The following is a 23305-nucleotide window of genomic DNA, read 5'->3' on the forward strand; positions in this document are numbered from 1 at the left end:
ACCCTCACGGACCCTCACGGGCGTGCGCGGATGCGAACAAATCCCCCGGGAGGTTAACTCCCTCCCCGTCGAAGGGCGGGCAATGCCAGCAGAGTACCAGGTCACGGTCGTCGGGGGGGGCCCCGCCGGGCTGACCACGGCGCTGTACACGACGCGACTCGGCCACGACACGGCAGTGATCAACCGTGGTGGCGGTCGCGCGGCGATGATGCTCGACACCCACAACGTCATCGGGGTCACGGAGGACGTCTCGGGCAACGAACTCCTCCAGACCGCCGTCGACCAGATCGAGGGGTACGGCGCGGACTACTACCGCGACACCGTCTCCGACGTGGCGGAGACCGACGACGGCCGCTTCCGCGTCACCGCCGGCGACATGGAGGTCATCACCGAGCGCGTCGTCTTCGCCACCGGCTTCTCCGACGCTCGCCCCGCCCCGCCGCTCCCCCGAACGGGCCGCGGCCTCCACTACTGTCTCCACTGTGACGCCTACATGTTCGTCGACCAGCCCGTCTTCGTGATGGGCCACGGCGACTCCGCCGCCCACGTCGCGATGATCATGCTCAACTTCACGCCCGAGGTGGACCTGCTCACCCGCGGCGCGGAGCCGGAGTGGTCCGAGGAGACCCAGCGGATGCTCGAGGCCCACCCCATCGACGTCGTCCACGAGGAGATCGACTCGATGGAGAAGGGCGAGGACGGCTGGCTCGAGGCGTTCATCTTCGAGGACGGCACCCGCCGCGAGTACACCGGTGGCTTCCCGATGTACGGCTCGAACTACAACACCGACCTCGCCACCGCCCTCGGTGTGGAGCTCACCGACTCCGGCGAGATCGCAGTGGACGACCACGGCCGCACCAACGTCGAGGGCATCTACGCCGTCGGCGACGTGACCCCCGGCCACAACCAGATTCCCGTCGCGATGGGCCAGGGCGCGAAGTGCGGTATCGGTATCCACTACGACACCCGCGCGTTCCCCCGCTCGCTCGAGGAGATCGAGGCACACGGCCCGGTCACCGAGGCCGACATCCCCGCCATCTCCGACCGCCTGCGCGACCGCGCCCGCGAGCACAACGCGGCGAGCCCCGGGCCCGACCCGCGGCTCCCGGCCGAGTCCGACGACTGAGCAATCGACCCGCACACCGGCGTTCGATTGGGGCCGAGGAACCACCGCGTGCGGGGAAGAGACCGGACGCTACCGGGAGCGAAAAATCGGAAAACGAGCTTCCTCAGTCGTCGTCCGCGAACGCGGCGCCGGCTGCCTCCTCGCCCATGTCCTCGATGCTCGGCGGGTACTTCCCGCGGTCGAGTTTGAGGTCGGACTTCGGACGGGCCATGCAGGTGAGCGCGTACTTCTCGGCCTCCTCCTCGGTGAGCCCGCGTTTCTTGGCGACGGTCTGTTCGACCTCGCCCTCGACGATCTCCGCCGAGCAGGCGAGACACATGCCGACGCGGCAGGAGTACTCCTGTGCCACCCCCTCCTCGATACACCGCGAGAGGATGGTCTTTTTATCGGAACACGTTATCGTCTCACCGGTCCCGACGAACTCCACCGTATACTCAGTCATATCGTGGATTTCAGCGAACACCGACAAAACTCTTGTTGCACGAACTGACCCCGATGAGAGGACACATCCACAATAAAGAGTTTTGCCCGTTGGGGGGTGAGACCCGTGCATGACTACGCACTCCGTGGACGTCGCCGTCGTCGGCGCGGGGACGGGTGGTTGCTACGCCGCCGCGACCATCGCCCGGGCCGGCTACGACGTCGTCATCGTCGAGCGCAAGGACGAGGGCGAAGCCGGCCACATCGCCTGCGGCGACGCGCTCAAGGGGGCCAACAACTTCCCGGAGGCCATCCCCAAATCGAAGATCGAGCCCGCGTTCACCAACACCGAGGTGGACCACGGCCGGTTCGAGGCGCCGCGCGAGGGGGTCACGATGAACATCCCCGTCCCCGGCGAGCTCGCGGTCATCGACCGCCTGAAATACGGGAAGCTCATCATCGAGGGGGCCAGCGAGGTGGGTGTCGAGTTCCACTACGACACCGTCGTGCAGGACGTGACACAGGACGACGACGGCCGCGTCACCGGCCTCGTCGCCAACCGCAAGGGCGAGCGCGTGGAGTACGACGCCGACTTCGTCATCGACGGCGCGGGCGCGCTCTCCATCCTCCAGGACAAACTCGACCTCTCGGACGCGACGTTCGACACGAACGTCTCCTACTCGCAGTTCTCCTCCGCGTACCGCGAGGTGCTCGAGGTGCAGGAGCCGGTCGACTGGCACGACGCGCTCGTCTTCAAGCCGACGAAGCGCTCCGCCGGCTACCTCTGGTACTTCCCGCGGACGCCCACCGAGATCAACGTCGGGCTCGGCTTCCAGATGAACGAACAGCCGATGAAGCTCGTCGGCGACCTCCGGGAGGACCTCCAGTCCCGCTCGGAGTTCGACGGCGCGGAAGTGAAGGACAAACTCGGTGCGGCGCTCCCCACCCGCCGGACGTACGACTCCGCGACGGCTCCGGGCTACATCGCCGTCGGGGACGCCGCCGCCCACGTGAATCCGATTACGGGCGGTGGCATCGCCGGCGCGGCCTACTCCGGCCAGTACGCGGGCGAGCAGGTCATCCAGGCGCTCGAAGAGGAGGACGTCTCGGAGGAGAACCTCTGGCGCTACAACGAGCGCGTCATGGACCACTACGGCGGCCGGTACGCCGCCCTCGACGTCTACAACATCTTCTCGACGGCCTACGAGATCGACGACCTCGTTGCCCTCGCGGGGGCGATCCCCGGCGAGCAGGTGTCGGAGGCGCTCTACTCCGGGTCGTCCACGACGAACGTCGCGCTCGCGGCGAAGACGCTCTGGCGGGCCCGCGGCCATCTCGACACCATCTACGACCTCTACAAGACGAAGCAGTTGGCCGACCGCCTGCTCGCCCACTACGAGACGTACCCCGACTCCCCGTCGGGCTTCTCGGCATGGAAGGCGAAGCGCGACGACATCATGGACGACGTCTACGCGGAGACCGGCGCCCAGCCGAAGTACTAAGTCCGAATCTCGAACCGCGCCCCACCCGTCTCGCTCTCCGTGACCCGCACCGACCAGCCGTGAGCGTCCGCGATACGGGCCACGATGGCCAGTCCGAACCCCGTTCCACCCGCACCGAGCGACTGCCCCGGCTCGAACACCGTCTGGCAATGCTCCTCGGGGATACCGGGGCCGTCGTCGGCCACGTAGAACCCCTCGTCGGTGGTACCCACGGTGACGGTGAGCGTACCGCCCCGCGAAGCGGACGGTGAGCCGTGTTGTATCGAGTTCCGAAACAGGTTCTCCAGCAGCTGCTGGAGGCGGTCGGGGTCCGCCTCGAGTACCGTCTCCTCGGCCACCACGAGCCTGGCGTCGCCCGTCGCCACCATCTCCCAGGACGCCTCGGCGGCCGCGCGCAGGCTGACCGGCTCCGTCTCGCCGATGGACTCCCCCTCACGCGCGAGCGCGAGCAGCTGCGCGATGAGCCGGTCCATCCGGTCGAGTGCGCCCGTCGCCCGGTCGAGGTGCGTCTCGTCGCCCGTCTCGCGCGCGAGCTCGACCCGCCCCATGGCGACGTTCAGGGGGTTGCGGAGGTCGTGAGAGACGATGCCGGAGAACGCCGACAGCTGGTCGCGCTTCCGTTCGATGTCGTCGTTCAGCCGCCGGAGCCGGGCCGTGTGGACGCCGAACACCGCGCCGAAGGCGATACCGCCGACGATGGAGGAGAAGATGGCGAATCCGAACGAGGTGTCGAACCGCATGCTCACCTGCCCGAACCAGGCCCCGACGAGGAAGAACGCGACGAGTGTGATGCCCATCCACCGGTAGACGGTCTCGCGGTAGCCGGTGACGAGCGTATCGACACGCCGCCCGTAGAGCAGCAGGCCGAGGCCGATGACGGCCGGGAACACCGCCTGCACGACCGCGCCCGGTCGCCCACTCTCGAACGCGACGAACGCGAGGCTCACCGTCAGAATCCCCAGTCCGAGCCCCGAGAACGGGGGGAGTCGCTCCCGCAGGAGAGAGACCAACGCAGTCATCGATATCGGTAGAAATGCCGGGTCGTATATAAGCACCCGCTTGAACGGCCAGTCAGCCCACTCGTCAGGGGCGGGTGGCCGCGATATCCAGAATCGCCCCGCTCACCGTCTCTACCCCGATACCGAGCGTCGCCTCCTCCACGTCGAACGTGGCCGTGTGGTGGCCACCCGGATGGGAGGTGCCGACGCCGACGTAGGCCGCGAGCCCCCCTCGCTCCTGGACGTACTGCATGAGGTAGGTGGCGTCCTCGCTGCCACCCAGGTCGTCACGGCGCATGCGGGAGGTGACGCCGTCGACGTTCTCAGAAAGGTCGTAGACGATGTCGACGAGCGCCTCGTCGCTGGTGGCGCTCGGGGCCTCCCCCTCGATGGTGAGCTCGAGGTCGCAGCCGTGCATCGTCGCGGCCCCCTCCAGCACCTCCTGTGCGCGGGTCCACATGTAGTCGCGAAGGTCGCTGGTCTTTCCTCTGACTTCTCCGTGGATGAACGCCTCCTCGGGGATGATGTTCGAGGCCGTACCGCCGCCGACCCGTCCCGTGTTCACGCGGGTCTCGCCGTCGCTGTGGCGAGAGATGCCGTAGAGGTTCTGGACCGCGGCGGCCATCGCCTGCACGGCGTTCTTCCCCTCCTCGGGGGCCGCACCGGCGTGGCCGGGGTGGCCGTGGAACGTCGCGCGGAACTGCGTCACGGCGAGGAAGCCGTCGATGCCGGCGACGATCTCGCCGGTGGGGTGGTCGAGGCCGACGTGGATCGCGAGCAGATAGTCCACGTCGTCGAGGTGGCCGGACTCGGCCATCGCGCGGCCTCCGCCGACGACCTCCTCCGCGGGCTGGAAGAGCACCTTGAACGTCCCCTCGAACTCGCTCTCCTTGATGCGTTCGAGCACGCCCAGGCCGATGGTCGCGTGGGCGTCGTGGCCGCAGGCGTGCATCTGCCCCTCGTGTTCGGAGCGGAACCCCTCTCGTGCGGGGAGATGCGCGTCGTCGCTCGACTCGCGCTGCGGGAGGCCGTCGATGTCGACGCGGAGGGCGACCGTCGGCCCCTCCCCCTTCTCGAGGACGGCGACGGCCCCCGTGTACCCCCCTTCGAGTTTCGCGAGGGTGTCGGGGTTCGCGCCCGCCTCGCGGGCGCGTTCGAGGGCGGCTGCGAGCGTCTCGTCGTCGGGGACGGCCATGCGCTTCTCGCCGTCGAGGGCGTCCGGGCCGACGAAGAGGGCGTCGACGCCGATGCGGTCGAGCTCGTCGACGATGCTCGCCGTGGTGTAGAATTCGGTCCACGCGACCTCCGGTTTCCGGTGGAGGCGACGGCGCAGGGAGACGAGGTCAGTCTGGCTCATACCCCCCGAAAGGAGGTGGGGGGACTTAGGTGGTCAGTTCCGGTAGCCGGGCTGTTTGACGCGCTCGACCTCCGCACCGACGTGGATACTCGGCGGAAGCTCGCGGTTCGCGACCTGTCGCGCGAAGTCGTCGTGGCCGACGATGTCGATGCGTCGGGTGTAGACGGTGTAGCGCCACGAGGGGAACTCCTGGCCGTCCAGCCGCTTGTACTGGGGCACCCGGAGGTCCGTGGGGGCCTCCGCGCGCGGGCCCTTCAGCTCGACCCCCTTCTTCGCGGCCGTCTGCTTGATATCGTTGACGACGCGGTCGAGCGCCTGCTGGTCCCCGCTCTGGAACGTGAGCTTCGTGACGAACGGCATCCTTGGAAGGGGAGAATGCGTCCGTGGCCAAAAGCGCACCTGTTCCGGTCGCGGGCGGCCCGCGAGAGAAACCGTCGCACGCAGGGGCGACGGGGCTTTTTTCCGTGCGGATTGCTGACGTGCGGGTTCGACATTCCTTTAAGCGGGGGTGATGTATTCCGGGGTAATGATAGAGGCCACGAGCGCGGGAGCCATCCTCTTTCGCGATACGCGTGGCCGGCGTGAGTACTTGCTGCTCAAGTCCCGGCCCGGCGATTGGGAGTTTCCCAAGGGCGGTGTCGAGGGCGGCGAGGAACTCCAGCAGACCGCCATCCGCGAAGTGAAAGAGGAGGCCGGAATCGAGGATTTCCGGCTGTTAGACGGCTTCCGTGAAGACTACGACTACGTGTTCGAAGCGAACGGGAACACCATCCACAAGACGGTCCACCTGTTCATCGCCCGCTCGTACGAGGCGTCGGCGGAGCTCTCGAAGGAGCACCGCGACCTCCAGTGGCGCGATTACGACCAGGCGATAAACACCATCACGCAGGACGGCCCCCGCGAGATACTCAAGCAGGCACACGAGTACCTCGACGAGAACTGGGACGACCTCGTGAACACCTGAGTCGGGAACAGCCGGACGAAAGCCCCTTACCGAGCCGCCGCCAGCCACGGGTGTGGAGCCGGAGTTCCTCTTCGAGATGCGGGTCTGCCGCTGGGCGGAACGCGCGTGGGACGCTCCCGCGATCGTCGCCCGTCAGCTCGGCGTCAAACGCCGGCGCTGGGACACCGTCGTCGTCGAGGTCGACCCCGAGGCGCTGGAGGCGCGTGCCGTCTTCGGCGAGCGCGCGCTCGACTCCGACTGCCGGCACGTCGTCGAGCACGCCCCGCTCGAGTTCGCCTTCTACCGCGACTGTCTCCCCCATCCCGGCTACCCGTGGCGCTACGTTCGGGAGGCGATCCACGACGCCGACGACCGGGGGCTCATCGAGACCCGGCGAGGGAAAAACGGCCGCATCGAACTCCGGCGGAAGTGGCGCTATCCCGACTGGGTTTCGAGACTCGTCGCCATCGAGAACAAACCCGACCTCGACGCGAGCGCGGCGCGCGCGTTAGCCCCGCAGATCGAACGCGACGTGGCGCTCGGGCTGGCAGACGAGGTGTGGGTCGCCACGCGCGCCACCGGCGAGCGGGTGGAGCCCGCGCTCCTGGAACGGCTTCCCGTCGAGGCCGGCATCCTCGCGGTCGGGGGGGAGTCGGTCGACATCGCGTGGCACGCCACCTCGCTCGCGACGGAGGAGCCGGGGACCCGCATCCTCGAGAACCCGGACCCACCGAGCGCCGCGCGGTTCGAGTACGTCTCCCCCGAGTGGAAAGCCGAGAAACGCCAGGGGATCGCGGAACGCGCCTACGAGAAGGGGTGGCGCTCGTTCGTCGAGCACATGCGCACCGACTGCCGGCACTTTCGCATCAGAGACCCCGACCTGCCGCTTCCCTACTGTGCGGCGAAGGGGCGACACGTCACCCCGCGGGAGTGTGCCAGCCGGTGTGGCGAGCTGTCGCCGGAACCGCCCGCGTGGCGCACGCGCGGCTGGCCCATCGAGGGCGGCCCCGGAAAAGCGGTGAAGCGCCTCCTGAAACGACAGCGGGAGCGGTATCGGTGACTATTCGTCGTCTTCGGCGGACTGTGCGGCGAAGGTTCGGATGCGCTGGTGATGCTCGGCATCGAGGTTCGCCTCGGTTGCGCTCTCGACTTGCGCGTTCACGACGGCGTTCAACTGGGGACCCCAAACCGACGCCGGCTCACGCTTGATGTACTCGACCCATCGTTTCACCGCTTCCAGCCGATGCTGCTGATTGCGTTTCCGGACCTCCGCGAGCGGGTCAGATGGATTTGAGTCGGTCATACTGGTCCTCGACACCGAGCTTCTTCACCCATTTTTCGAGCGCGTCGCGCCTAAGGCTTTCCCCGAACAGGAGAGAGCGGTTCGATGAGTACGTCGATGTCCTCCGTGGAGCGTGCCTGGCCAGTGAGGATTGCGACGTACCCCGCAACGAACACGTGGTCGATCCCGAGGCTGTCGAGGACGTTGGAGAACTCGATAGCGAGCGCGTCGAACGCGTTCGGCTCCCGTTCGATGATGAGTTCTCCGTCGCGGAGTTCGATGCCGGACATTGAACGTACGTCGTAGGGCTACTCGCTTAACTCCTCGACTTCCAGCTCCCCGCGCGGGACGGCGAGCCGGAACGTCGGCACCGTCTTCTTCACCGTCTCCACGGCGCCCTTGTTCGCCAGCGCGCGGAGCCCCGAGCGGACGTCGTCCACCTCGGGGTCGAACCCCTCCTCGCGGAGCTTGTGGAGGACGCGCACCACGGAGTCCGGCTCCTCGTCGTGGTCGGCGATAACCGAGAGGATGCCGTACTGGAGCGCGGGCACCCGGACGACGGTGGGGTTCCCCTCCTCGTCCCCCTCGATGCCGGGCTCCACGTCGACGAGCTCCGCGGCTTCGGGGGTGGCGCGGATGAGACTGTTCTCGTCGCGGAAGTAGTACTCTTTCAACTCCGATTCGAGATACGAGTGGACCTCGCTGCCCGACTCCATCCCCCAGCGTTTCTGGAGCTCCTTGTTCTTCGTCGGCTGCAAGGCGACGATGTCGGCCAAGCGTTCCGTGGCCTCCTCCGAGAGGGTCATGCGCGAGGCTATCGCGGTGGGGGTACATCCCGTTTCCGAACACAGCGTTAAGACCCCGGCCGCTGACGGGAGACGTATGGCAGAGACCGTCACCCTCGAGATCGAAGCCGAGATCGCGACGCTCACCGTCGACCGCCCCGAGGCGCTGAACGCGCTGAACGTCCCGACCGTGGACGCCATCCGCGACGCGGTCACGGAGGCGGAGGCCGAGGGCGCACGCGTCCTCGTCGTCACCGGCGCGGGCGAGAAGGCGTTCGTCGCCGGCGCGGACATCAGCTACATGAAGTCGCTCTCCCCCGCGGAGGCGAAACAGTACGCGGAGAAGGGCCACACCGCCTTCCGCGCCATCGAGAACTTCCCCGGCCCCACCATCGCGAAGGTGAACGGGTTCGCGCTCGGCGGCGGCTGCGAGCTCGCGCTCGCGTGTGACATGCGCGTCGCGAGCGAGCGCGCGGTGCTCGGCCAGCCCGAGATCGACCTCGGCATCATCCCCGGCTTCGGCGGCACCCAGCGGCTCAAGCGCGTCGTCGGCGACGAGCGCGCCCGCCGGCTCATCTACTTCGGCGACCGACTCGACGCGCAGGACGCCTACGAGTACGGCCTCGTCGGCGAGGTGGTCGCCCACGACGAGCTCGACGAGCGGGTGGCCTCGCTCGCGAGCGACCTCACCAAGAAACCCCGCCACGCACTCGCCGCCGCGAAGGACGCCATCAACGCACAGGGAGACCTCACCGCCCGGCTCGAACGCGAGCAGATCGAGTTCGCGGACCTGTTCGACACCCCGGACCAGCGCGAGGGGATGGAGGCGTTCGTCGAGAAGCGCGAGCCCGACTTCGAGTAGAGAACAGTCGTCCGCGCGGCCGCGTCAGTCGTCCGCCGGCGCGGCGGTTTTCGCGTCCGTCAGCGTCTCCTCGACCTGCGAGTACGTCAACACGAGCGCCAGCGCCGCGAGCACCGACGCGAAGACGAACGGGGTGGCGAAGCCGAACCGGAAGAGGTAGCCGGAGGCGAGCGGGCCGATGGCGACCCCGAGCCCGAACGCCATCGTCAGCACGGAGAGGGTCGTCCCCGACCGCCCCTCCCCCGCGAGGTCGCCCGCGACGGCGAGCCCCGGGGCGAACACCATCGCCACGGCGACGCCCTGGACGAACCGCGCGAGGAGCATCAGGCCGGGGTCCCACAGCCCCCCGCCGAGCGCCGCGGCGATGTCGGGGACGTACCCCTGGACGAACAGCGAGGGGACGAGCACCACGAACCCCCCGACGAGGAACGGACGACGGCCGATGCGGTCGGCGGCGCGGCCGATGGGGACCTGCAGAGCGACGTTGGCGATGACCACCGCCGCGAACTGCAGCGAGAAGAGGAACGGCCCCTGCCCGAGCGCGGCGTTGATGTCCTCCTGCAGGGTGGCGAAGAGGCCGATACCGATCGCCATGAACAGCGTGCCGACGCCGAGCACGAAGACGGGGTCGAACAGCCGGTCGGTGCCGAACACGTCGATAGAGAGGTCGTCCGCGGCCTCCGCGTCGGTCCTCTCCGGGTCCGAGACGAGCACCGAGACCATCCCGAAGGAGACGATAGCCCCGACGACCGCGACGGCGAACGCCGCGTCGAACCCCGAGACCGTGGCGAGTGGGAACCACCCCGGCATCGCGTAGGTGACGACCGTACTGCTGTCGATGCCGCCCGTGATGAGTATCCCGGCGACGATGGGGCCGAAGCCGAAGCCGATGAGCCGGAAGGTGTTGAACACGCCGAAGTTCCCGCCGCGCTCGGCGTCCGAGCGGGCGAGTTCGTTCACGAGCGCGATGGTACAGGGGATGGTGAACGCGGCACCGATTCCCTGGAACGCGCGGACGAGCAGGATGGCGGCGTACGAGGAGACGAACGGGTACGCGGCGCTCGCCACCCCGAAGACGACGAGACCCAGCAGGATGTAGCGCCGGCGTTTGCCCGTCCGGTCGGAGAGCCGGCCGGTAAATGGCTGACCGAAGCTGTTGAGAAAGCCGAACAGCGAGAGGACGAGGCCGATGAGCAGCTCGGTGGTGAGCGTGATACCCAGTATCGACCCGCCGACGAGCCCCGCGATGTCGATGCGCCCGCTGGCGATATACAATGGAAGAACGATGATGAGAAACGAGTTCCCGAGGGCGTCGGCCATCCGTGCCATCGCGAGGGCCAACACGCGCCGGTCTGTCCCGAGCATCTACCCGAACGAGGGACGGCGACCGTATGAATGGTCCGTTCGGGGCGGGCGACGGGAGGAACCCCTGCGGGTCGGACGACGGGCGGTCATAAGCCTCCTGAGCCCCTACAGAGGGTATGCAGCGCGTGAAACTGAGCCGGGTGGACGAGACGCTTGCCGAACTGGAGTACCCCATCTCGCGGGCGGACGCGGTGTCGGCGCTGGAGGGGATCTGGGTGGAAGTTGCCGACGGGGAGGTGGAACTGCAGGCCGTCGTCGCGACGCTTCCGAGCCGTTCGTTCGAGTCGCTCGACGGGCTACGGATGGAGCTGTATCAGTACCTGCCCATGGCCGCGCTGGGCGAGCCGGGGCAGTCGGAAGGGGACGCCTGAGTCGGGTCAGACCGCCGGGATGTCCTGCTCGGCTTCGAGCAGTTCGTGGTACCGGTTGCGGATGGTGACCTCGGAGATGTCCGCGACCTCCGAGACGGCGGCCTGCGTCGTCTTCTCGTTCGTGAGCAGCGCGGCCGCGTAGACGGCGGCGGCGGCGAGCCCAACCGGGGACTTCCCGGAGTGGACGCCTTTCTCCTTCGCGTTCCGGAGCAGCTGGCGCGCGCGGTTCTCCGCCTCGTCGGAGAGCCCGAGTGAGGAGGCGAACCGCGGGACGTACTGCTCGGGGTCGGCGGGCTTCACTTCGAGGCCGAGTTCGCGGGCGACGTAGCGGTACGTCCGCGCGATCTCGGGCTTCTCGACGCGGGAGACGTCGGCGATCTCGTCGAGGCTCCGGGGGACGCCGGCCTGCCGCGCGGCGGCGTACACCGCGGAGGTGGAGACGCCCTCGATGGAGCGCCCGGGCAGCAGGTTCTCGTCGAGCGCGCGGCGGTAGATGACCGACGCCATCTCGCGGACGTTGTCCGGGAGACCCAGCGCCGAGGCCATCCGGTCGATCTCGCCGAGCGCCTGCTTCAGGTTGCGCTCCTTCGAATCGCGCGTGCGGAAGCGCTCGTTCCACTTGCGGAGCCGCTGCATCTTCTGGCGCTGGTTGCTGTTGAGGGAGTTGCCGTACGCGTCCTTGTCGCGCCAGTCGATGTTCGTGGAGAGCCCCTTGTCGTGCATCATGTTCGTCGTGGGCGCGCCCACGCGGGACTTCTTGTCCTTCTCGCGGGAGTCGAACGCGCGCCACTCCGGCCCGCGGTCGATGGAGTCCTCGTCGACGACCAGCCCACAGTCGAGACAGACGGTCTCGCCGTGTTCCGAGTCGGCGGCGACCTTCCCCCCGCACTCCGGGCAGCCGTTCGTCGTTTGCTCGGTGTCCTGTTCGTCCTCGGTCGTTCGGTGTCGTACGTGCTCGCTCATGTGAGACGGCGGACGCTACCCGGTGCGGATTGAGACGAAGAACGCCCGGTTAGCTATCGCTGGCACGAACTGCGGTAGATACTTATTTAACGATTTCGCTTCCGGTTCTCGAAATCGCGTGAAACACCCGCAAACCCCCGACTCGGAGTGTCACGATCGTTCCGTTAAGTACCGAAATGCCCATGGCGCGTCCCGGTACAGGGGGGATATGAACGTCATCGTCGGCAGCGGGAACCCCGTGAAGGTACGGGCCGTCGAGCGGGCGCTCGCGAGTGCGGGCTACGAGCCACACGTCACGGGCGTCGCCGTCGACTCGGGCGTGTCGGAACAGCCCTACGGCGACGCGGAGACGCGCGAAGGGGCGAGAAACCGCGCTCGCGCCGCCTTCGACGGCTGTGACCTCGCCGTCGGTATCGAGGGCGGGGTCGCCCCGCGCGACGGGGGGCTCTGGCTCGTCATGCACGCGGCGGTCACGGACGGCGACGATCTCGCCTACGGTGAGGGACCCGCGCTCCGGCTCCCCGACGCCATCGCGGCGCGCGTCGAAGCGGGCGAGGAGCTCGGTCCCGTGATGGACGACGTGCTCGGTGAGGACGACGTGGCGAAGAAACAGGGTGCGGCCGGGGCGCTCACCGGGGGAATCATCGACCGGGAGTCAGCGCTCCGGCACGCCGTCGCGGGGGCGCTCGGGCCGTTCGTCACCGAGCACTACTGATTCGAGGGGCTGGTGAAATTCTCAAAGGCAGATAGGTGCTGGTCGCTGAATGCAGAGGGTGTGTCCATCAACCGGCGTCGCTAGCTTGACTGGGTAACATCAACCACAGAGAGATCGTCGTCAACGGTCAATATGAGTTGATCGCCATCGACGGTGAATGTGAGTCGGGCCTCAAGCGGATCCACCGAGACGACGTTCTCGTCATACTGAGCCAGCGCCTGGCCTGCACGATTGAGTGATTCGGGGACGAACGGGTTGATGCCACGGGTAGTGAGAAACGCCAGCAACTCCGTGTTCGCCAGGAGGACACCCGGTGCGATGGAGTTCGGATTGTAGTTGCAGTTCGAACAGTAGAGGACGAACTTCATCGCGTAGCGTCTGTCGCACTCGTCGCAGATCTCGGCAGTGTCCTCGTGCTCCTCACACACATCAACGGAGGTCTCAAGTTTGGCCGAGCACCGTGAGCAGACGCCTGCACTGTCCGTCAGAAAGTCGGTGTGTTTCCACGTCCACGCGGCCTCCAGCATCTCCTGTGGCGACCGGCCCTCGACGCCCGCCGGCGGGAGCAAGAAGAACCCCAGCGATCCATACTCGGTGAATCGCCTCCCTCCCGACTCTGCGAACCTGACCAGTCCAGCACATTCCGTACAGCTCTGCTCAACCCGGCCCTGCTGGAACCCGACATCCACTGGTGCCCCACAGAAGGGGCAATTCTTCTCGGTTCGGGACGGCTCGACCACGGGCGTTTCGCTCACCGCACCCGAGACCACGGCTTCCACGACACGGCGACCAGCGTCCCAGAGTTCGTATCCCCGGTCGGTCTTACGGACGAAATGCCCTACGAGCTGCTTAAGATGGTAACTGAAATTCGAGGGGTCGTCGTATTCGACAGCATCGTACAGGTCCGCGTACGTCAGCGGTTCGCCTGATTCTGCGAGCATCCGCAGTATCTCCAAGCGAGTCTCGTTACCGAGTACTGAGAATGCCTCGTCGGGCGAAAGCGTCGATCGCGTCGGTTCCCCTGTATCAGTTGGCATATACCACGGTTTGGTGTAATCGCGGATAAAGTCACACGTCAAGCCGCCCGGTTTCCCTGACATCACGACGAGCGAGGAGTAGAAACGGACCAGACAGCCGCTCTCGAGAGATGGGATGCAAGGGGCCACTACGACTGGGAGTGAGAGAAGTAGTTAATATATTTACAATAAATCTCTACGGATTATCGTTATCACCAGCTGTTCCGTTCAATTCACCGTCATGGAATCGAGTGACATTGGACTGTGGGAATCGTTCGAAACATGGAGTCCACACCTATTTTTCGTGGCCGGGGCTTTCTCGCTGGTCGCGGCTGCGAACTACGGGATGACATCGATCTTCGACAGCATCACATTCAACTCGTGGGTCGGCCTTACGGTCCTTCTCGCGCGAGTGGCGTCCCTGCTCGGGGTTGCCGGAATCTCCGCACACATCATGGACCGTACTTCGAGAGTGGGGAAGCTGGGTCGTGTAGTTGTCGTGCTCGCGCTCATCGTTACGCTCGGACTCCTTACAACTGCAGTTCTGAAGAACCTCGGAGCTGCGCAGCCAATCGAAGCGATATTGGGACTCGGGACGGTCGTCCTGTCGCTGGTCACGTACACGCTATTCGGGGTCGCCATCCTCCGCACTGGTGCCCTTTCCACATTGGTCGGTGTCATGCTGTTGGGTGCCACAGTGGCCCTCCTGTTCGGAATGTTCGGTCGGGCCGCTCTCCCGATCAATGTCGTCGGGACCTTCGCTGAACTGGGTCTTGTTGTGACACACGTCGCTATCGGCTACCGGCTCCTGACCGCATCGGCACACGGGGACCGAGCGAATTTACCGCCGGGAACGGTTGCAGAGTAACCACTCAGTCAGAGGGTCGTATCTGTCGCCGCGACGCTCTGCTGGGTTGTCACAATCCAGTCTCGGAGGGTGTATCCAACACTCAGGTAGAGGAGAGATTGGATTCCAGGGACGACTGTAGCGACTAAGTTCAGCGGGACAAATAGACGCCCGAAGAACACCACCAGCAATGCAATCACGTTGACCAGCAAGAGGCTCCCAACCAGCCGTGAGTAAGCCCCCGTAAAACTGACCCCCACTCCAGCTACGAGGAACGTGCTGACAGACAGAACGTAGGCGAAAAGACCGATAATGCCGATAGGGTCCGCGAGGACTCCTGCCACTTCTAGCGACGCCAGCCCTATCAGCCAACCTACGAAGACTACTGCCAGGGAACCGATGGCTCGGTGTAGAGCTCCCAGACGTGCGTTCCGATTTATTACCTTCACCGAGAGTCCTACCGCACCGAGAAGTGCGGTCAGTCGCCCGAGTTCAAGGACGATGCCGAGCCACTCGTTGAACACATAGGTGTCGCTCAGAAACGCCAGACCGCTATTGGTAGCACCGGCCAAAAGGAAGACGGAGGCCAGCATAAACAATCGTGGGCTCCACTGCTCAAGCTTGTTCCAAGAATGGTTGTTAACAATCCCCATGGTAAGTTATCGAGAACCAGTCTGAAAAACATTTCTCCACCTGTGGCACCCCGTTTCTCCGAGTTCGAGGAGAGAGGCGTCCACAAGTCAATGTGCCGACCAGGTAGAAGAGATAGTATTCGAGCACTACGAGATACGCGCCCTCTATCCAGCAATCCTGCCGAAAAACAGCACTCAAAGAGAGTCTCAACAAGCCCCGATTGACTACTCCTGTACGGCGTCCACTTCCACCTCGCGCGACTCCTCGACCGCCTCGGTGAGCGAGACGTTCAACAGGAGCGTCGCGGCAACGCCACCAACCACGGTGACCGCGTTCTTCACCGCGTGGTCCACGATGGCCGCGGCGAGTGCGACGGGCCACGCGACGCCGGTGAAGCCGACGACGAGCAACGTAAAGGCTCCCTCGTAGAGGCCCACCCCACCGGGCGACAGGGGGAGCACCTTCGCGAGGTTGCCGACGCTCACGGCGAAGAAGCCGACGGCGACGAGCGTGACGACGGGGAGCGACACGTCGAACGCGGCGAAGACGATGAGCGCGGTGATGACGTCCAGCGTCCACACCGCGAGCGAGGAGGCGCCGACGACGGCGAAGGCGCGTCTGTCGCCGGCGACGGTCTGGACGTCGCCGACGAACCGCTCGATGACCGAGGCCACCTCGTCGGCGTACGAGTCGTTCGAGATGCGCGAAACCGTCTTCCGGACGAGGTTCCGGTCGGAGCGCGCGCTGGCGACGATGGCGACGGCGGCGACGATGGCCGCCGCACCCACGCCCGCGGAGACGTACAGCGCCGTGCGCCCGGACTGGGCGATGTCGCCGCCGACGCCCGCGGTGCCGCCGTACTCGAGCCCCACGGCGGAGAAGCCGAGGAGCACCGTGCCCGCGAGCACCGTGATGGTGAGCAGGTCGAAGACGCGCTCGATGGCGAGCGAGGCGAACCCGGAGGGGTAGGGGATCCCGCGGCGGGCTTTCACGACGTACGCGCGAACGGCGTCACCGGCTCTGGCGGGGAACACGAGGTTCCCGGTCTGGGAGATGAAGATGGCCCCGGTGAGGAAGGCGACGCTCTCGCGGTAGCCCAACTCGGCGAGGATGTCGCGGTAGCGAGCACCCCGGAGAGGCCACGAGAGGAGGTAGACGCCCGCGGCGACGGCGACGAGCGTCGGGTCCGCCCCCTGGAGCTCGCGGAGGACGTCCCGCGGGTCCAGATAGACGAAGGTGAGCGCGACCGCGACGAGCACGAGCAGGGTGCCCGCGGCCATCGCCACCTGCCGGTTCACCCGCGGGCGGACGGCAAACTCCCACCAGACCCGGACGATCTGTGAACCCATCCCGAACACATCGCGCACGAGATCGACCTTCGTGTCACCCTTCGGCTCCCACTGGACGGGAAACTCCTTCACGCGCATCCCGGCGCGCTGGGCGCGAACGAGGACCTCCGTGTCCCAGAACCAGTGGTCGTCCTCCACGTCCTCCAGGAGTTCGAACAGCGCCGCCCGGTCGAACGCCTTGAACCCGCACTGGTGGTCGTAGAGTTCGGAGCGCAGAAAGAGCCTGACGAGGCCGTTGAAGCCGTCCGAGGCGATGCCGCGGTCCATCTCCCGGGGCTGTTTCCGGTCTGGATACCGGCGGGAGCCGGTGGCCACGTCGTACCCCTCCGTGCGGATGGACTCGACCAGCTCCTCGAGGTGGCGCATGTCCGTCGCGAGGTCCGTGTCGAAGTAGACGAGGACCTCCCCCTCGCTGGCGGCGAAGGCGCGTTCGAGCGCGCCCCCGCGCCCGAGCCGGTCGTCGCTGTGGAAGTGCGTGACCCGGTCGTCCTCGCGGGCGAGCCGGTCGGCGATCTCCGGCGTGCGATCCTCGCAGCCGTCCTCCGCGATGATGACCTCGTAACTCTCGGGAGAGAGAAAGGAGTCGAGCGTCGCGAGCGTCACCTCGACGGTGTGCTCGATGGTGTTCTCCTCGTTGTACGCGGGGAGAACGACGCTGACCTCCGTGGAACTCATTGGGTGGATTTGCCCGGTGTCGCGTAAGAACCTTCTGTCATTTCCGTCGTCCAGTTCGCCCCTTCCTGTCGCGCGAGCGAACCGACGGACGGAACCTTCACGAACGTTCCGCAGTAATAATCCGAGTCTCTTTTATTCTTTAGAGTAATCCATCAGGGTACGATGAGTTCACTATCGGAATCAGTATCGACCGACGGCCCGTCACCGACGCCGCTGCAGGCGCTGGTGCCGGCGCTCGGCGTCATCGGCTTTCTCGCACTCGGGTCGGGGCTGCTCGGCCTCTCGCCGCACGGCCCCCTGCTGTGGAGTATCGTCCTCACCGGCCTCGTCGCGAAGTACGCCATCGGCCTCTCCTACGCCCAGATCCAGGAGGGGCTCGAGAGCGGCCTCAAGATGGGGCTCGGTGCGCTGTTCATCCTCTTTACCATCTACGCACTCATCTCGACGTGGATCTCGGCGGGGACGATCCCCGCACTGATGTACTACGGGCTCGGCATCCTCACCCCGCAGACGTTCCTGCCGGCCGCTGCGGTCCTCGCGGCGGTCGTCGCGTTCTCCATCGGTTCGTCGTGGACCACGGCGGGCACCCTCGGCGTCGCCTTCGCCGGTATCGGCACCGGCCTCGGGATTCCCGTCCCGATGACCGCGGGCGCCGTCCTCTCCGGCGCGTACGCCGGTGACAAGCAGTCGCCGCTCTCCGACACGACGAACCTCGCCGCCGCGGTCACCGAGACGGACCTCTACGACCACATCCGGGCGATGCGGCTCGGCACGGTCATCGCGTTCGGCCTCTCCGTCGTCGTCTACGCGTGGCTCGGCCTCCGCGCCGGCGGCGCGATTCCGGGACAGGTCGACGCCATCCGCTCCGCGCTCGTCGGCACCTACGCGCTCTCGCCGCTCGTCTTCCTCCCCTTGCTCGTCACCTTCGGTCTCGCCCTTCGAGGTATCCCGGCCGTGCCGACGCTCGTCGCGGGCGTCTTCGCCGGCGTCGGCACAACTATCGGGGTACAGGGCGCCTCCTTCACCGCCGCGTGGGACGCCTTCCTCAACGGCACCGCGCCCGAGACCGGGACCGAACTCGTGAACGGCCTGCTCGCCTCCGGCGGGCTCGCCGGCTCCGCGTGGACCATCTCCGTCGTCGTCCTCGCGCTCGCTCTTGGAGGACTGCTCAACCACGCGGGCATCCTCACGACGCTGGCGCGCTACCTCGCGGACGCCGTCGTCGGCCCGAAGAGCCTCATCGTCGGCACCGGTGCCTCCGCGTTCCTCGTCAACGCCTTCTCCGCCCAGCAGTACATGAGCATCGTCGTTCCCGGGCTCACCCTCGGTGACCTCTACGACGAGTACGGGCTGGACCGCTCGGACCTCTCGATGGCCATCGAATCGGTCGGCACCCCGACGGGCGCGCTCCTCCCGTGGCACGCCGGCGGCGTGTTCATGGCCGGCGTCTTCGGGCTGAGTAGCTCGCTCGCCTACGCGCCCTACTACCTGTTCGCGTTCTTCTCGCCCGCCGTGCTCGTGGTGCTGACGCTCCTCGGCATCGGCTTCTCGAAGGGAGAGACCACCGCTCCGGCCGGTGCGGCCCCGGCTGACGACTGAGAAGAGAAGCGAAAAGCCGCTACTTTCTCGCGACGGCGAACGGACTCACGTCCACGCCTTCCGACTGCTCGAACGCGTCGAGTGAGTCGTACGGACGGTTGACGACGACGTTCCCCGCACGCTTCTTGCCGAGCCCCGGAATCGCCTGCAGCTCCGTCATCGACGCGCTGTTGATGTCGAGGGGGTACGGCACACCCGAGACGGACCGATAGCCGTGGTCCGTCACCGCCACGTCGATGGCCTGCCCGAGTTCCAGCTCGCCCGGGAGGCCGACCAGCAGCGGGTAGGTCCCCAGCTGTCGGCCGAACGTCTTCCCGTCCTGGTGGTACTCGAGGTGGACGTTCTCGAGGATGGTCCCCGGCGGGGCGACCCGCTCGAGCATCGGCTGGTCGATGGTCTCTCTGACCTCCGTCTTGTATTTTTTAAAGAGGGGCTTGTGCTCCTTCGCGATGGCAGAGCCCGTTTCACTCATTTTGGTCCCGTCGAACGCCATCACCTGCCGGATGTTCACCCGGCGGAGCATCAGGCCCGCGTCGTACACCCGCTGGAGGAACTGCTTATTTAATTCGTAGGTCTCTTCCCGCTCTTCGAGCAATCCATGCAGGAGGTTGATACCCGGCAGGAGCTTCGGGAGGCGGTTGCTCGCGGCTTCGCCGTGCGTCGGTGCCTTCGAGGGGTCCTCACCGGGTCGCCACCCGGCCTCCTCGTTGACGATCTTGACGGCCTCGAAACACTGGTCGGCGGTGACGTTCAGGTCGTTCGCCTCCTGGACGACCGGATCGGCCGATTCGAGGCCGAACGCTGCGGTGTCCCCCGCCGTGTTGTGTTCCGCGATGATGCGGATGCACTCTCGCGACTCCTCGGGCCACCGCGAGATGGTGATGGGGTTCATGTTGTCGAGATGGAGCGTCCCCAAATCAGGGGCCACCTCCCGAATCCCGGAGTAGAGCTCTCGCAGCGCGTCGGGGTTGGGGGCCTCGCCGTCCCCGCCGAACGCGAGGATGTCGGCCTGTCTTCCTAACCGGAAGTGGCGCGCGCCGCGCTCGTAGAGCTGTTCGACCTCCCGCACGACCGACTCCGCGGTCCGGAACGCGGGGTTCCCGTAGAGCGGTTCCGTACAGAACGAACACCGGTAGGCACACCCGCGAGAGGTCTCCATCTCACAGATGAGGTACTCCGGGTGGTTCGGGTGCTGTTCGACGACGAACGCGCCCTTCGCCCCCCAGCGGTCGATCTCCTCGTTCGAGCGCACGCGGTTCCCGTGGCCCTCCAGCCCGTTCTCGACGAGGTCGAACACCGCGGCCTCGATGTCGCCCTTCGCGACGAAATCGAAATCGAGGTCGTCGCGCTCCATGTCCGACGCGCCGGCGTTCTCCTCGCCGACACCGAACCGGATGGGCCCGCCCATGATCGAGGTTCCTTTGGCGGCCCACGCCATCTCCCGGACCTCGTCCGGCTCCGCGGGGGTGCCCCCGACGTACTTCCCGGGGACGGTCATCCCGCCGACGTAGATGAACAGGTCCGCACCCTCCACGTCGCGCCACGTCGAGCGCTCCTCGCGCAACTCGTCGATGGTGTGGTAGGTGATCTGCGATTCGGGGACGCCCGCGTCCACGAGCGCACCCGCGGTGTACCGGGGATAGGTGGAGATGTACGGTGGGACGCCGAAGTGTGCCGGCTCGTCGACGTAGCCGTCCACCAGCGTCACCGAGAGCTCCGCGGGGTCAGTCATTATCGAAGAAAGCGGATGGAACGGTAAAACGGTGACTACCCGGGCGGCAGCGGAGTCAGGACCGCAACCGGAGGGTGATGCCGCTCGGGTCGACGACATCGAGCCCCTCGCCCGCGCTCGTCACCGCGTGGCCGGCCGCGCGCAGTCGCTCCGCGGTCGCCTCCAGACTCGCCTCGTCCGGGAGGACGACCTCGAACCACGCCAGGCCGCGCCCCTCGGGCGGGCGCGACCGATGGTGCCAGACGTTCGCCCCGAGGTGGTGGTGGTAGCCGCCCGCGGCGAGGAACAGCGCGCTGTCGCCGTAGGTCGCCTGCAGCTCCAGCCCGAGCGCGTCGACGTAGAACGCCCGGGTGGCCTCGATATCGCTCACTTCGAGGTGGACGTGGCCCACGGTGGTTCCCTCGGGCATCGCCTCCTCGCCCGCGGCCTCTGTGGCGACGGCATCGAGGTCCAGCGGCAGGGTGTCGATGGCGATTCCCCCCTCCGTCTCCGTCCACGCCTCACGGGGGCGATCGCGGTAGATCTCGATGCCGTTCCCCTCCGGGTCGGTGAGGTAGATCGCCTCGCTCACGAGGTGGTCGGAGGCCCCGCCGAGTCGCCAGCGGTCGCGCACGCGCTCGAGCGCGTCACCTAGCGCCGCGCGCGAGGGGACGAGGAAGGCGGTGTGGAACAGCCCCGCGGCGGTGCTGGGCCGGGCGGGTGCGTCGGCGTCCTCCCGCAAGAGAAGCAGGGGTGTGTCACCGACCCCGAGCGTGGCCCGTCCCTCCTCGCGCGCGAGGACGTGCAGGCCGACCACGTCGCGGTAGAAGGCGGTGAGGTCGTCGAGGTCGTTCACGACGAGCGCGACGCGGCCGATGTGACACTCGGCAGGGAGTGACGAGGACATGGTATCAGATGGTAACCGCTGTGCGAATATAACGTTCCGGCAACATACGGGTTACCACGGGAGCGGCGGGCCTACACGTAGATGTACCCCTCGACGGGGTCGTACGCCGACTCCTCGCCGACGACGAACCCCGCCTCGGCCGCGCGCGCCACCGCCACGGCCGCGACCACGCTGTCGAGCGCGTCCCCCTCGGAGTCGTCGAGCAGGGTGGTCTCGACGCCTGCGGGGAGCCCGACCCCCCACTCGCGTAGCCCCGCGAGAATCGTCTCGCGACGCTCGCGTTCCCCCTCGTGACCCCCCTTGTACGTCGTGTCGGGGAGCCCGAGCTCGCGGAGCGTCGCGGCCGGATAGATCTCGAGGAGCCGCACCGCAGCCCCCTGAATCGGGACCATCGGCTCCACCGCGACCCCGCGCTCGACGAGCGGGGCGACGATCTCGGCGATGCCGTAGTACGTCTGCGGCCCGACGAGCCAGTGGTAGGGGGACCGGGCGTTCGTCCGCTCGTCCGTCGCGCGCTTGAGGTAGGTCCGCTCGCCACCGGTGATGGCCTTCGTCCGCTCGGCACACTCCCCCTGCAGCGCCTCGGGCCCGTCGAACGCGTCCGGGAACCACTCGCAGAACGCCCGCCAGGAGCCGTGGGCATGGACCTGCCGCGGGAGGCCAAAGGAGCAGTCGAGCCCCACCGCACCCTCCTGTGTGGCGATCCACTCGCGGAGGCCGGAGAGAACGGGCTCGCGGTCGGCGCTTCCGAACAGTTCCGTCCCCTGCCGGACGGCGTGGATGGTGAGCCCGTCGTCGTACTCCCCCGAGGCGACCCACACCTTCTCCCCGGCGCGTTTCGCCCCGCTGAAGTCGATACCGTGGACGCGCACGGATGCGATAGGAGAACACACCGGGAAAAGCTGGCGGCCACGGCGAGCCGCGACACCGGCAGTTCGGGCGGTGGCCGGGGGGTTCAAGAGTCGCGCGAGCATACCCCCGAGTATGCCGAAGACGCTGGAAATCGTCTGCGCCGACGAGGACTGTGACCTCGACCTGATCGAGCTGCACTACACCTACAACATGCCGAGCGACACCGGTGCGGAGGCGTTCTCCTGTCCGTACTGCGGTGGCCCGGTGGAGGCCGTCGAGCTATGACGACCCTGCGGAAGCTGGGCGAGGAGGTCGGCCACGCCATCCTCGACGGCGTGGGCCGCATCGCCGGACAGGTCCAGGAGCGCAAACCCCTCCCCGTCGACGTCCTCGAGAGCGACGACGCCTACCTCGTCGTGTTCGACGCCCCCGGCGCACGCGCGAGCGACGTACGAGTGAACTACGAGGGGAACACGGTCGAGGTGAAGATCGACCGCTTCCGCCCGCACCACGACGGGTTCGAGATGCGCTTCCCCGGCCGCGGCCTCGCGCTCGACGGGAAAGCCACCCTCCCCCCGGACGCGACGGTCGACCCCCGGAGCGCGAACGCCACCCTCACGAAGACCGGCACCCTTCGTATCGAACTCCCCAAGAGCGAGGATGCCACCCCGGAGAGCGTCGACATCGAGGCTGCGGACCACGCAGAGGAGGAGCCGACGCCCGACGAACCGGACGACGAGTAGCGCGGGCAGCTCATCCGAACAGAGCGTTTGACGAGAGAGATGGCCGTCTATCGCCCCGCCAAATCGAGGCCTCCTTCCCGAGCATCACCACGGAGTCGTTGTACAGAGTTCTCGACATCCGCGAATTCCTCTCGAAGGGCTGCCAGCGGGTCGTCCGAGATGGGGATCAGTTTGAGGCCATCGCGGACCTCGACGAGGTGATAGTGGTCACCGAACCGCTCCCGAAACTCCCTGGGAACGGTCACCCGCCCCCGCTCATCGAGCGTGCGCTCCACCATACCAGG

General features: G+C 66.9%; 27 protein-coding genes. 11 read left to right on the forward strand and 16 right to left on the reverse strand.

Annotated features, from left to right (window positions below):
- The first annotated feature begins 82 nt into the window (after positions 1–82).
- On the forward strand, positions 83–1126 hold the full coding sequence (locus tag ACQUQR_RS06625) for an FAD-dependent oxidoreductase (protein WP_435195666.1): 1044 nt from the start codon (positions 83–85) through the stop codon (positions 1124–1126).
- A gap of 103 nt (positions 1127–1229) precedes the next feature.
- On the opposite strand, the gene ACQUQR_RS06630 is transcribed toward ACQUQR_RS06625, so the two are convergent.
- On the reverse strand, positions 1230–1568 hold the full coding sequence (locus ACQUQR_RS06630; RefSeq protein WP_435195667.1) for a 2Fe-2S iron-sulfur cluster-binding protein: 339 nt from the start codon (positions 1566–1568) through the stop codon (positions 1230–1232).
- 109 nt (positions 1569–1677) lie between these two features.
- On the opposite strand from ACQUQR_RS06630, the gene ACQUQR_RS06635 reads away from it, so the two are divergent.
- The gene (locus ACQUQR_RS06635; RefSeq protein WP_435195668.1) at positions 1678–3048 is read left to right on the forward strand and encodes a geranylgeranyl reductase family protein; all 1371 of its coding nucleotides are present in this window, start codon (positions 1678–1680) and stop codon (positions 3046–3048) included.
- Here the strand turns inward: ACQUQR_RS06635 and ACQUQR_RS06640 are convergent.
- The 3 genes from ACQUQR_RS06640 to ACQUQR_RS06650 all read right to left on the reverse strand — a co-directional run bounded on the left by ACQUQR_RS06640 (position 3045) and on the right by ACQUQR_RS06650 (position 5763).
- Positions 3045–4067, reverse strand: coding sequence for a sensor histidine kinase (locus tag ACQUQR_RS06640; protein WP_435195669.1), 1023 nt, complete (start codon positions 4065–4067; stop codon positions 3045–3047). The two genes, ACQUQR_RS06635 and ACQUQR_RS06640, sit on opposite strands and share 4 nt — an antisense overlap.
- Before the next feature lie 64 nt (positions 4068–4131).
- Entirely contained in the window at positions 4132–5403 is a 1272-nt protein-coding gene (locus ACQUQR_RS06645) for an amidohydrolase (protein ID WP_435195670.1), read from the reverse strand.
- Between the two features lie 33 nt (positions 5404–5436).
- Positions 5437–5763: an uS10/mL48 family ribosomal protein gene (locus tag ACQUQR_RS06650; RefSeq protein WP_435195671.1), complete on the reverse strand. Its 327-nt coding sequence runs from the start codon at positions 5761–5763 to the stop codon at positions 5437–5439.
- Between the two features lie 166 nt (positions 5764–5929).
- On the opposite strand from ACQUQR_RS06650, the gene ACQUQR_RS06655 reads away from it, so the two are divergent.
- Complete coding sequence (locus ACQUQR_RS06655; RefSeq protein ID WP_435195672.1) at positions 5930–6367, forward strand: bis(5'-nucleosyl)-tetraphosphatase; 438 nt, start codon at positions 5930–5932, stop codon at positions 6365–6367.
- 76 nt (positions 6368–6443) lie between these two features.
- Complete coding sequence (locus ACQUQR_RS06660) at positions 6444–7406, forward strand: DUF5787 family protein (protein ID WP_435196258.1); 963 nt, start codon at positions 6444–6446, stop codon at positions 7404–7406.
- On the opposite strand, the gene ACQUQR_RS06665 is transcribed toward ACQUQR_RS06660, so the two are convergent.
- From ACQUQR_RS06665 to ACQUQR_RS06675, 3 genes are read right to left on the reverse strand one after another with little or no spacing between them, the layout of a single operon-like run.
- Entirely contained in the window at positions 7407–7649 is a 243-nt protein-coding gene (locus tag ACQUQR_RS06665; RefSeq protein WP_435195673.1) for a hypothetical protein, read from the reverse strand.
- Positions 7650–7699: 50 nt separating this feature from the next.
- Positions 7700–7918, reverse strand: coding sequence for a hypothetical protein (locus tag ACQUQR_RS06670; protein ID WP_435195674.1), 219 nt, complete (start codon positions 7916–7918; stop codon positions 7700–7702).
- Positions 7919–7936: 18 nt separating this feature from the next.
- Positions 7937–8434, reverse strand: coding sequence for a DUF5797 family protein (locus tag ACQUQR_RS06675; RefSeq protein ID WP_435195675.1), 498 nt, complete (start codon positions 8432–8434; stop codon positions 7937–7939).
- A gap of 76 nt (positions 8435–8510) precedes the next feature.
- On the opposite strand from ACQUQR_RS06675, the gene ACQUQR_RS06680 reads away from it, so the two are divergent.
- Complete coding sequence (locus tag ACQUQR_RS06680; RefSeq protein ID WP_435195676.1) at positions 8511–9275, forward strand: enoyl-CoA hydratase/isomerase family protein; 765 nt, start codon at positions 8511–8513, stop codon at positions 9273–9275.
- Positions 9276–9299: 24 nt separating this feature from the next.
- Here the strand turns inward: ACQUQR_RS06680 and ACQUQR_RS06685 are convergent, their stop codons facing one another.
- Positions 9300–10640: an MFS transporter gene (locus tag ACQUQR_RS06685; RefSeq protein WP_435195677.1), complete on the reverse strand. Its 1341-nt coding sequence runs from the start codon at positions 10638–10640 to the stop codon at positions 9300–9302.
- A 116-nt stretch (positions 10641–10756) separates the two neighbouring features.
- Between ACQUQR_RS06685 and ACQUQR_RS06690 the strand changes: the two genes are divergently transcribed.
- Entirely contained in the window at positions 10757–11011 is a 255-nt protein-coding gene (locus ACQUQR_RS06690; RefSeq protein WP_435195678.1) for a hypothetical protein, read from the forward strand.
- 6 nt (positions 11012–11017) lie between these two features.
- On the opposite strand, the gene ACQUQR_RS06695 is transcribed toward ACQUQR_RS06690, so the two are convergent.
- Positions 11018–11974, reverse strand: a complete 957-nt coding sequence (locus ACQUQR_RS06695) for a transcription initiation factor IIB (RefSeq protein WP_435195679.1) — start codon at positions 11972–11974, stop codon at positions 11018–11020.
- Positions 11975–12182: 208 nt separating this feature from the next.
- Here ACQUQR_RS06695 and yjjX point away from each other — a divergent pair, with 208 nt between their 5' ends.
- A complete protein-coding gene (gene yjjX / locus ACQUQR_RS06700; protein WP_435195680.1) occupies positions 12183–12689 on the forward strand; it encodes an inosine/xanthosine triphosphatase in 507 nt (168 codons plus the stop codon).
- An 80-nt stretch (positions 12690–12769) separates the two neighbouring features.
- On the opposite strand, the gene ACQUQR_RS06705 is transcribed toward yjjX, so the two are convergent.
- Positions 12770–13726 carry a winged helix-turn-helix domain-containing protein gene (locus ACQUQR_RS06705; RefSeq protein WP_435195681.1) on the reverse strand — a complete coding sequence of 319 codons (957 nt, stop codon included), beginning with the start codon at positions 13724–13726 and terminating at the stop codon, positions 12770–12772.
- Between the two features lie 220 nt (positions 13727–13946).
- Here ACQUQR_RS06705 and ACQUQR_RS06710 point away from each other — a divergent pair, with 220 nt between their 5' ends.
- The gene (locus ACQUQR_RS06710; RefSeq protein WP_435195682.1) at positions 13947–14573 is read left to right on the forward strand and encodes a hypothetical protein; all 627 of its coding nucleotides are present in this window, start codon (positions 13947–13949) and stop codon (positions 14571–14573) included.
- An 8-nt stretch (positions 14574–14581) separates the two neighbouring features.
- Here ACQUQR_RS06710 and ACQUQR_RS06715 read toward each other — a convergent pair whose 3' ends face one another.
- Both ACQUQR_RS06715 and ACQUQR_RS06720 read right to left on the reverse strand, forming a co-directional pair.
- The gene (locus ACQUQR_RS06715) at positions 14582–15205 is read right to left on the reverse strand and encodes a hypothetical protein (RefSeq protein ID WP_435195683.1); all 624 of its coding nucleotides are present in this window, start codon (positions 15203–15205) and stop codon (positions 14582–14584) included.
- A gap of 204 nt (positions 15206–15409) precedes the next feature.
- The gene (locus tag ACQUQR_RS06720; protein WP_435195684.1) at positions 15410–17209 is read right to left on the reverse strand and encodes a flippase-like domain-containing protein; all 1800 of its coding nucleotides are present in this window, start codon (positions 17207–17209) and stop codon (positions 15410–15412) included.
- Between the two features lie 162 nt (positions 17210–17371).
- Here ACQUQR_RS06720 and ACQUQR_RS06725 point away from each other — a divergent pair, with 162 nt between their 5' ends.
- Positions 17372–18808: a Na+/H+ antiporter NhaC family protein gene (locus ACQUQR_RS06725; protein ID WP_435195685.1), complete on the forward strand. Its 1437-nt coding sequence runs from the start codon at positions 17372–17374 to the stop codon at positions 18806–18808.
- Positions 18809–18827: 19 nt separating this feature from the next.
- Here the strand turns inward: ACQUQR_RS06725 and ACQUQR_RS06730 are convergent, their stop codons facing one another.
- From ACQUQR_RS06730 to ACQUQR_RS06740, 3 genes are all read right to left on the reverse strand, one after another.
- On the reverse strand, positions 18828–20540 hold the full coding sequence (locus ACQUQR_RS06730; protein WP_435195686.1) for a radical SAM protein: 1713 nt from the start codon (positions 20538–20540) through the stop codon (positions 18828–18830).
- Between the two features lie 55 nt (positions 20541–20595).
- Positions 20596–21426, reverse strand: coding sequence for a VOC family protein (locus ACQUQR_RS06735; RefSeq protein ID WP_435195687.1), 831 nt, complete (start codon positions 21424–21426; stop codon positions 20596–20598).
- 71 nt (positions 21427–21497) lie between these two features.
- On the reverse strand, positions 21498–22298 hold the full coding sequence (locus tag ACQUQR_RS06740; protein WP_435195688.1) for a DUF429 domain-containing protein: 801 nt from the start codon (positions 22296–22298) through the stop codon (positions 21498–21500).
- 112 nt (positions 22299–22410) lie between these two features.
- Between ACQUQR_RS06740 and ACQUQR_RS06745 the strand changes: the two genes are divergently transcribed.
- Positions 22411–22563 carry a DUF7559 family protein gene (locus tag ACQUQR_RS06745; RefSeq protein WP_435195689.1) on the forward strand — a complete coding sequence of 51 codons (153 nt, stop codon included), beginning with the start codon at positions 22411–22413 and terminating at the stop codon, positions 22561–22563.
- Positions 22560–23021 (forward strand): Hsp20/alpha crystallin family protein, encoded by a 462-nt coding sequence (locus ACQUQR_RS06750; RefSeq protein WP_435195690.1) that lies wholly within the window; start codon positions 22560–22562, stop codon positions 23019–23021. The genes ACQUQR_RS06745 and ACQUQR_RS06750 overlap by 4 nt, the downstream gene beginning before the upstream one ends.
- Positions 23022–23068: 47 nt before the next feature.
- Here the strand turns inward: ACQUQR_RS06750 and ACQUQR_RS06755 are convergent, their stop codons facing one another.
- A complete protein-coding gene (locus ACQUQR_RS06755; protein WP_435195691.1) occupies positions 23069–23299 on the reverse strand; it encodes an AbrB/MazE/SpoVT family DNA-binding domain-containing protein in 231 nt (76 codons plus the stop codon).
- Positions 23300–23305: the final 6 nt, after the last annotated feature.

Source organism: Natronomonas sp. EA1 (assembly GCF_051195035.1).
Taxonomy (GTDB): Archaea; Halobacteriota; Halobacteria; order Halobacteriales; family Haloarculaceae; genus JBNTJV01.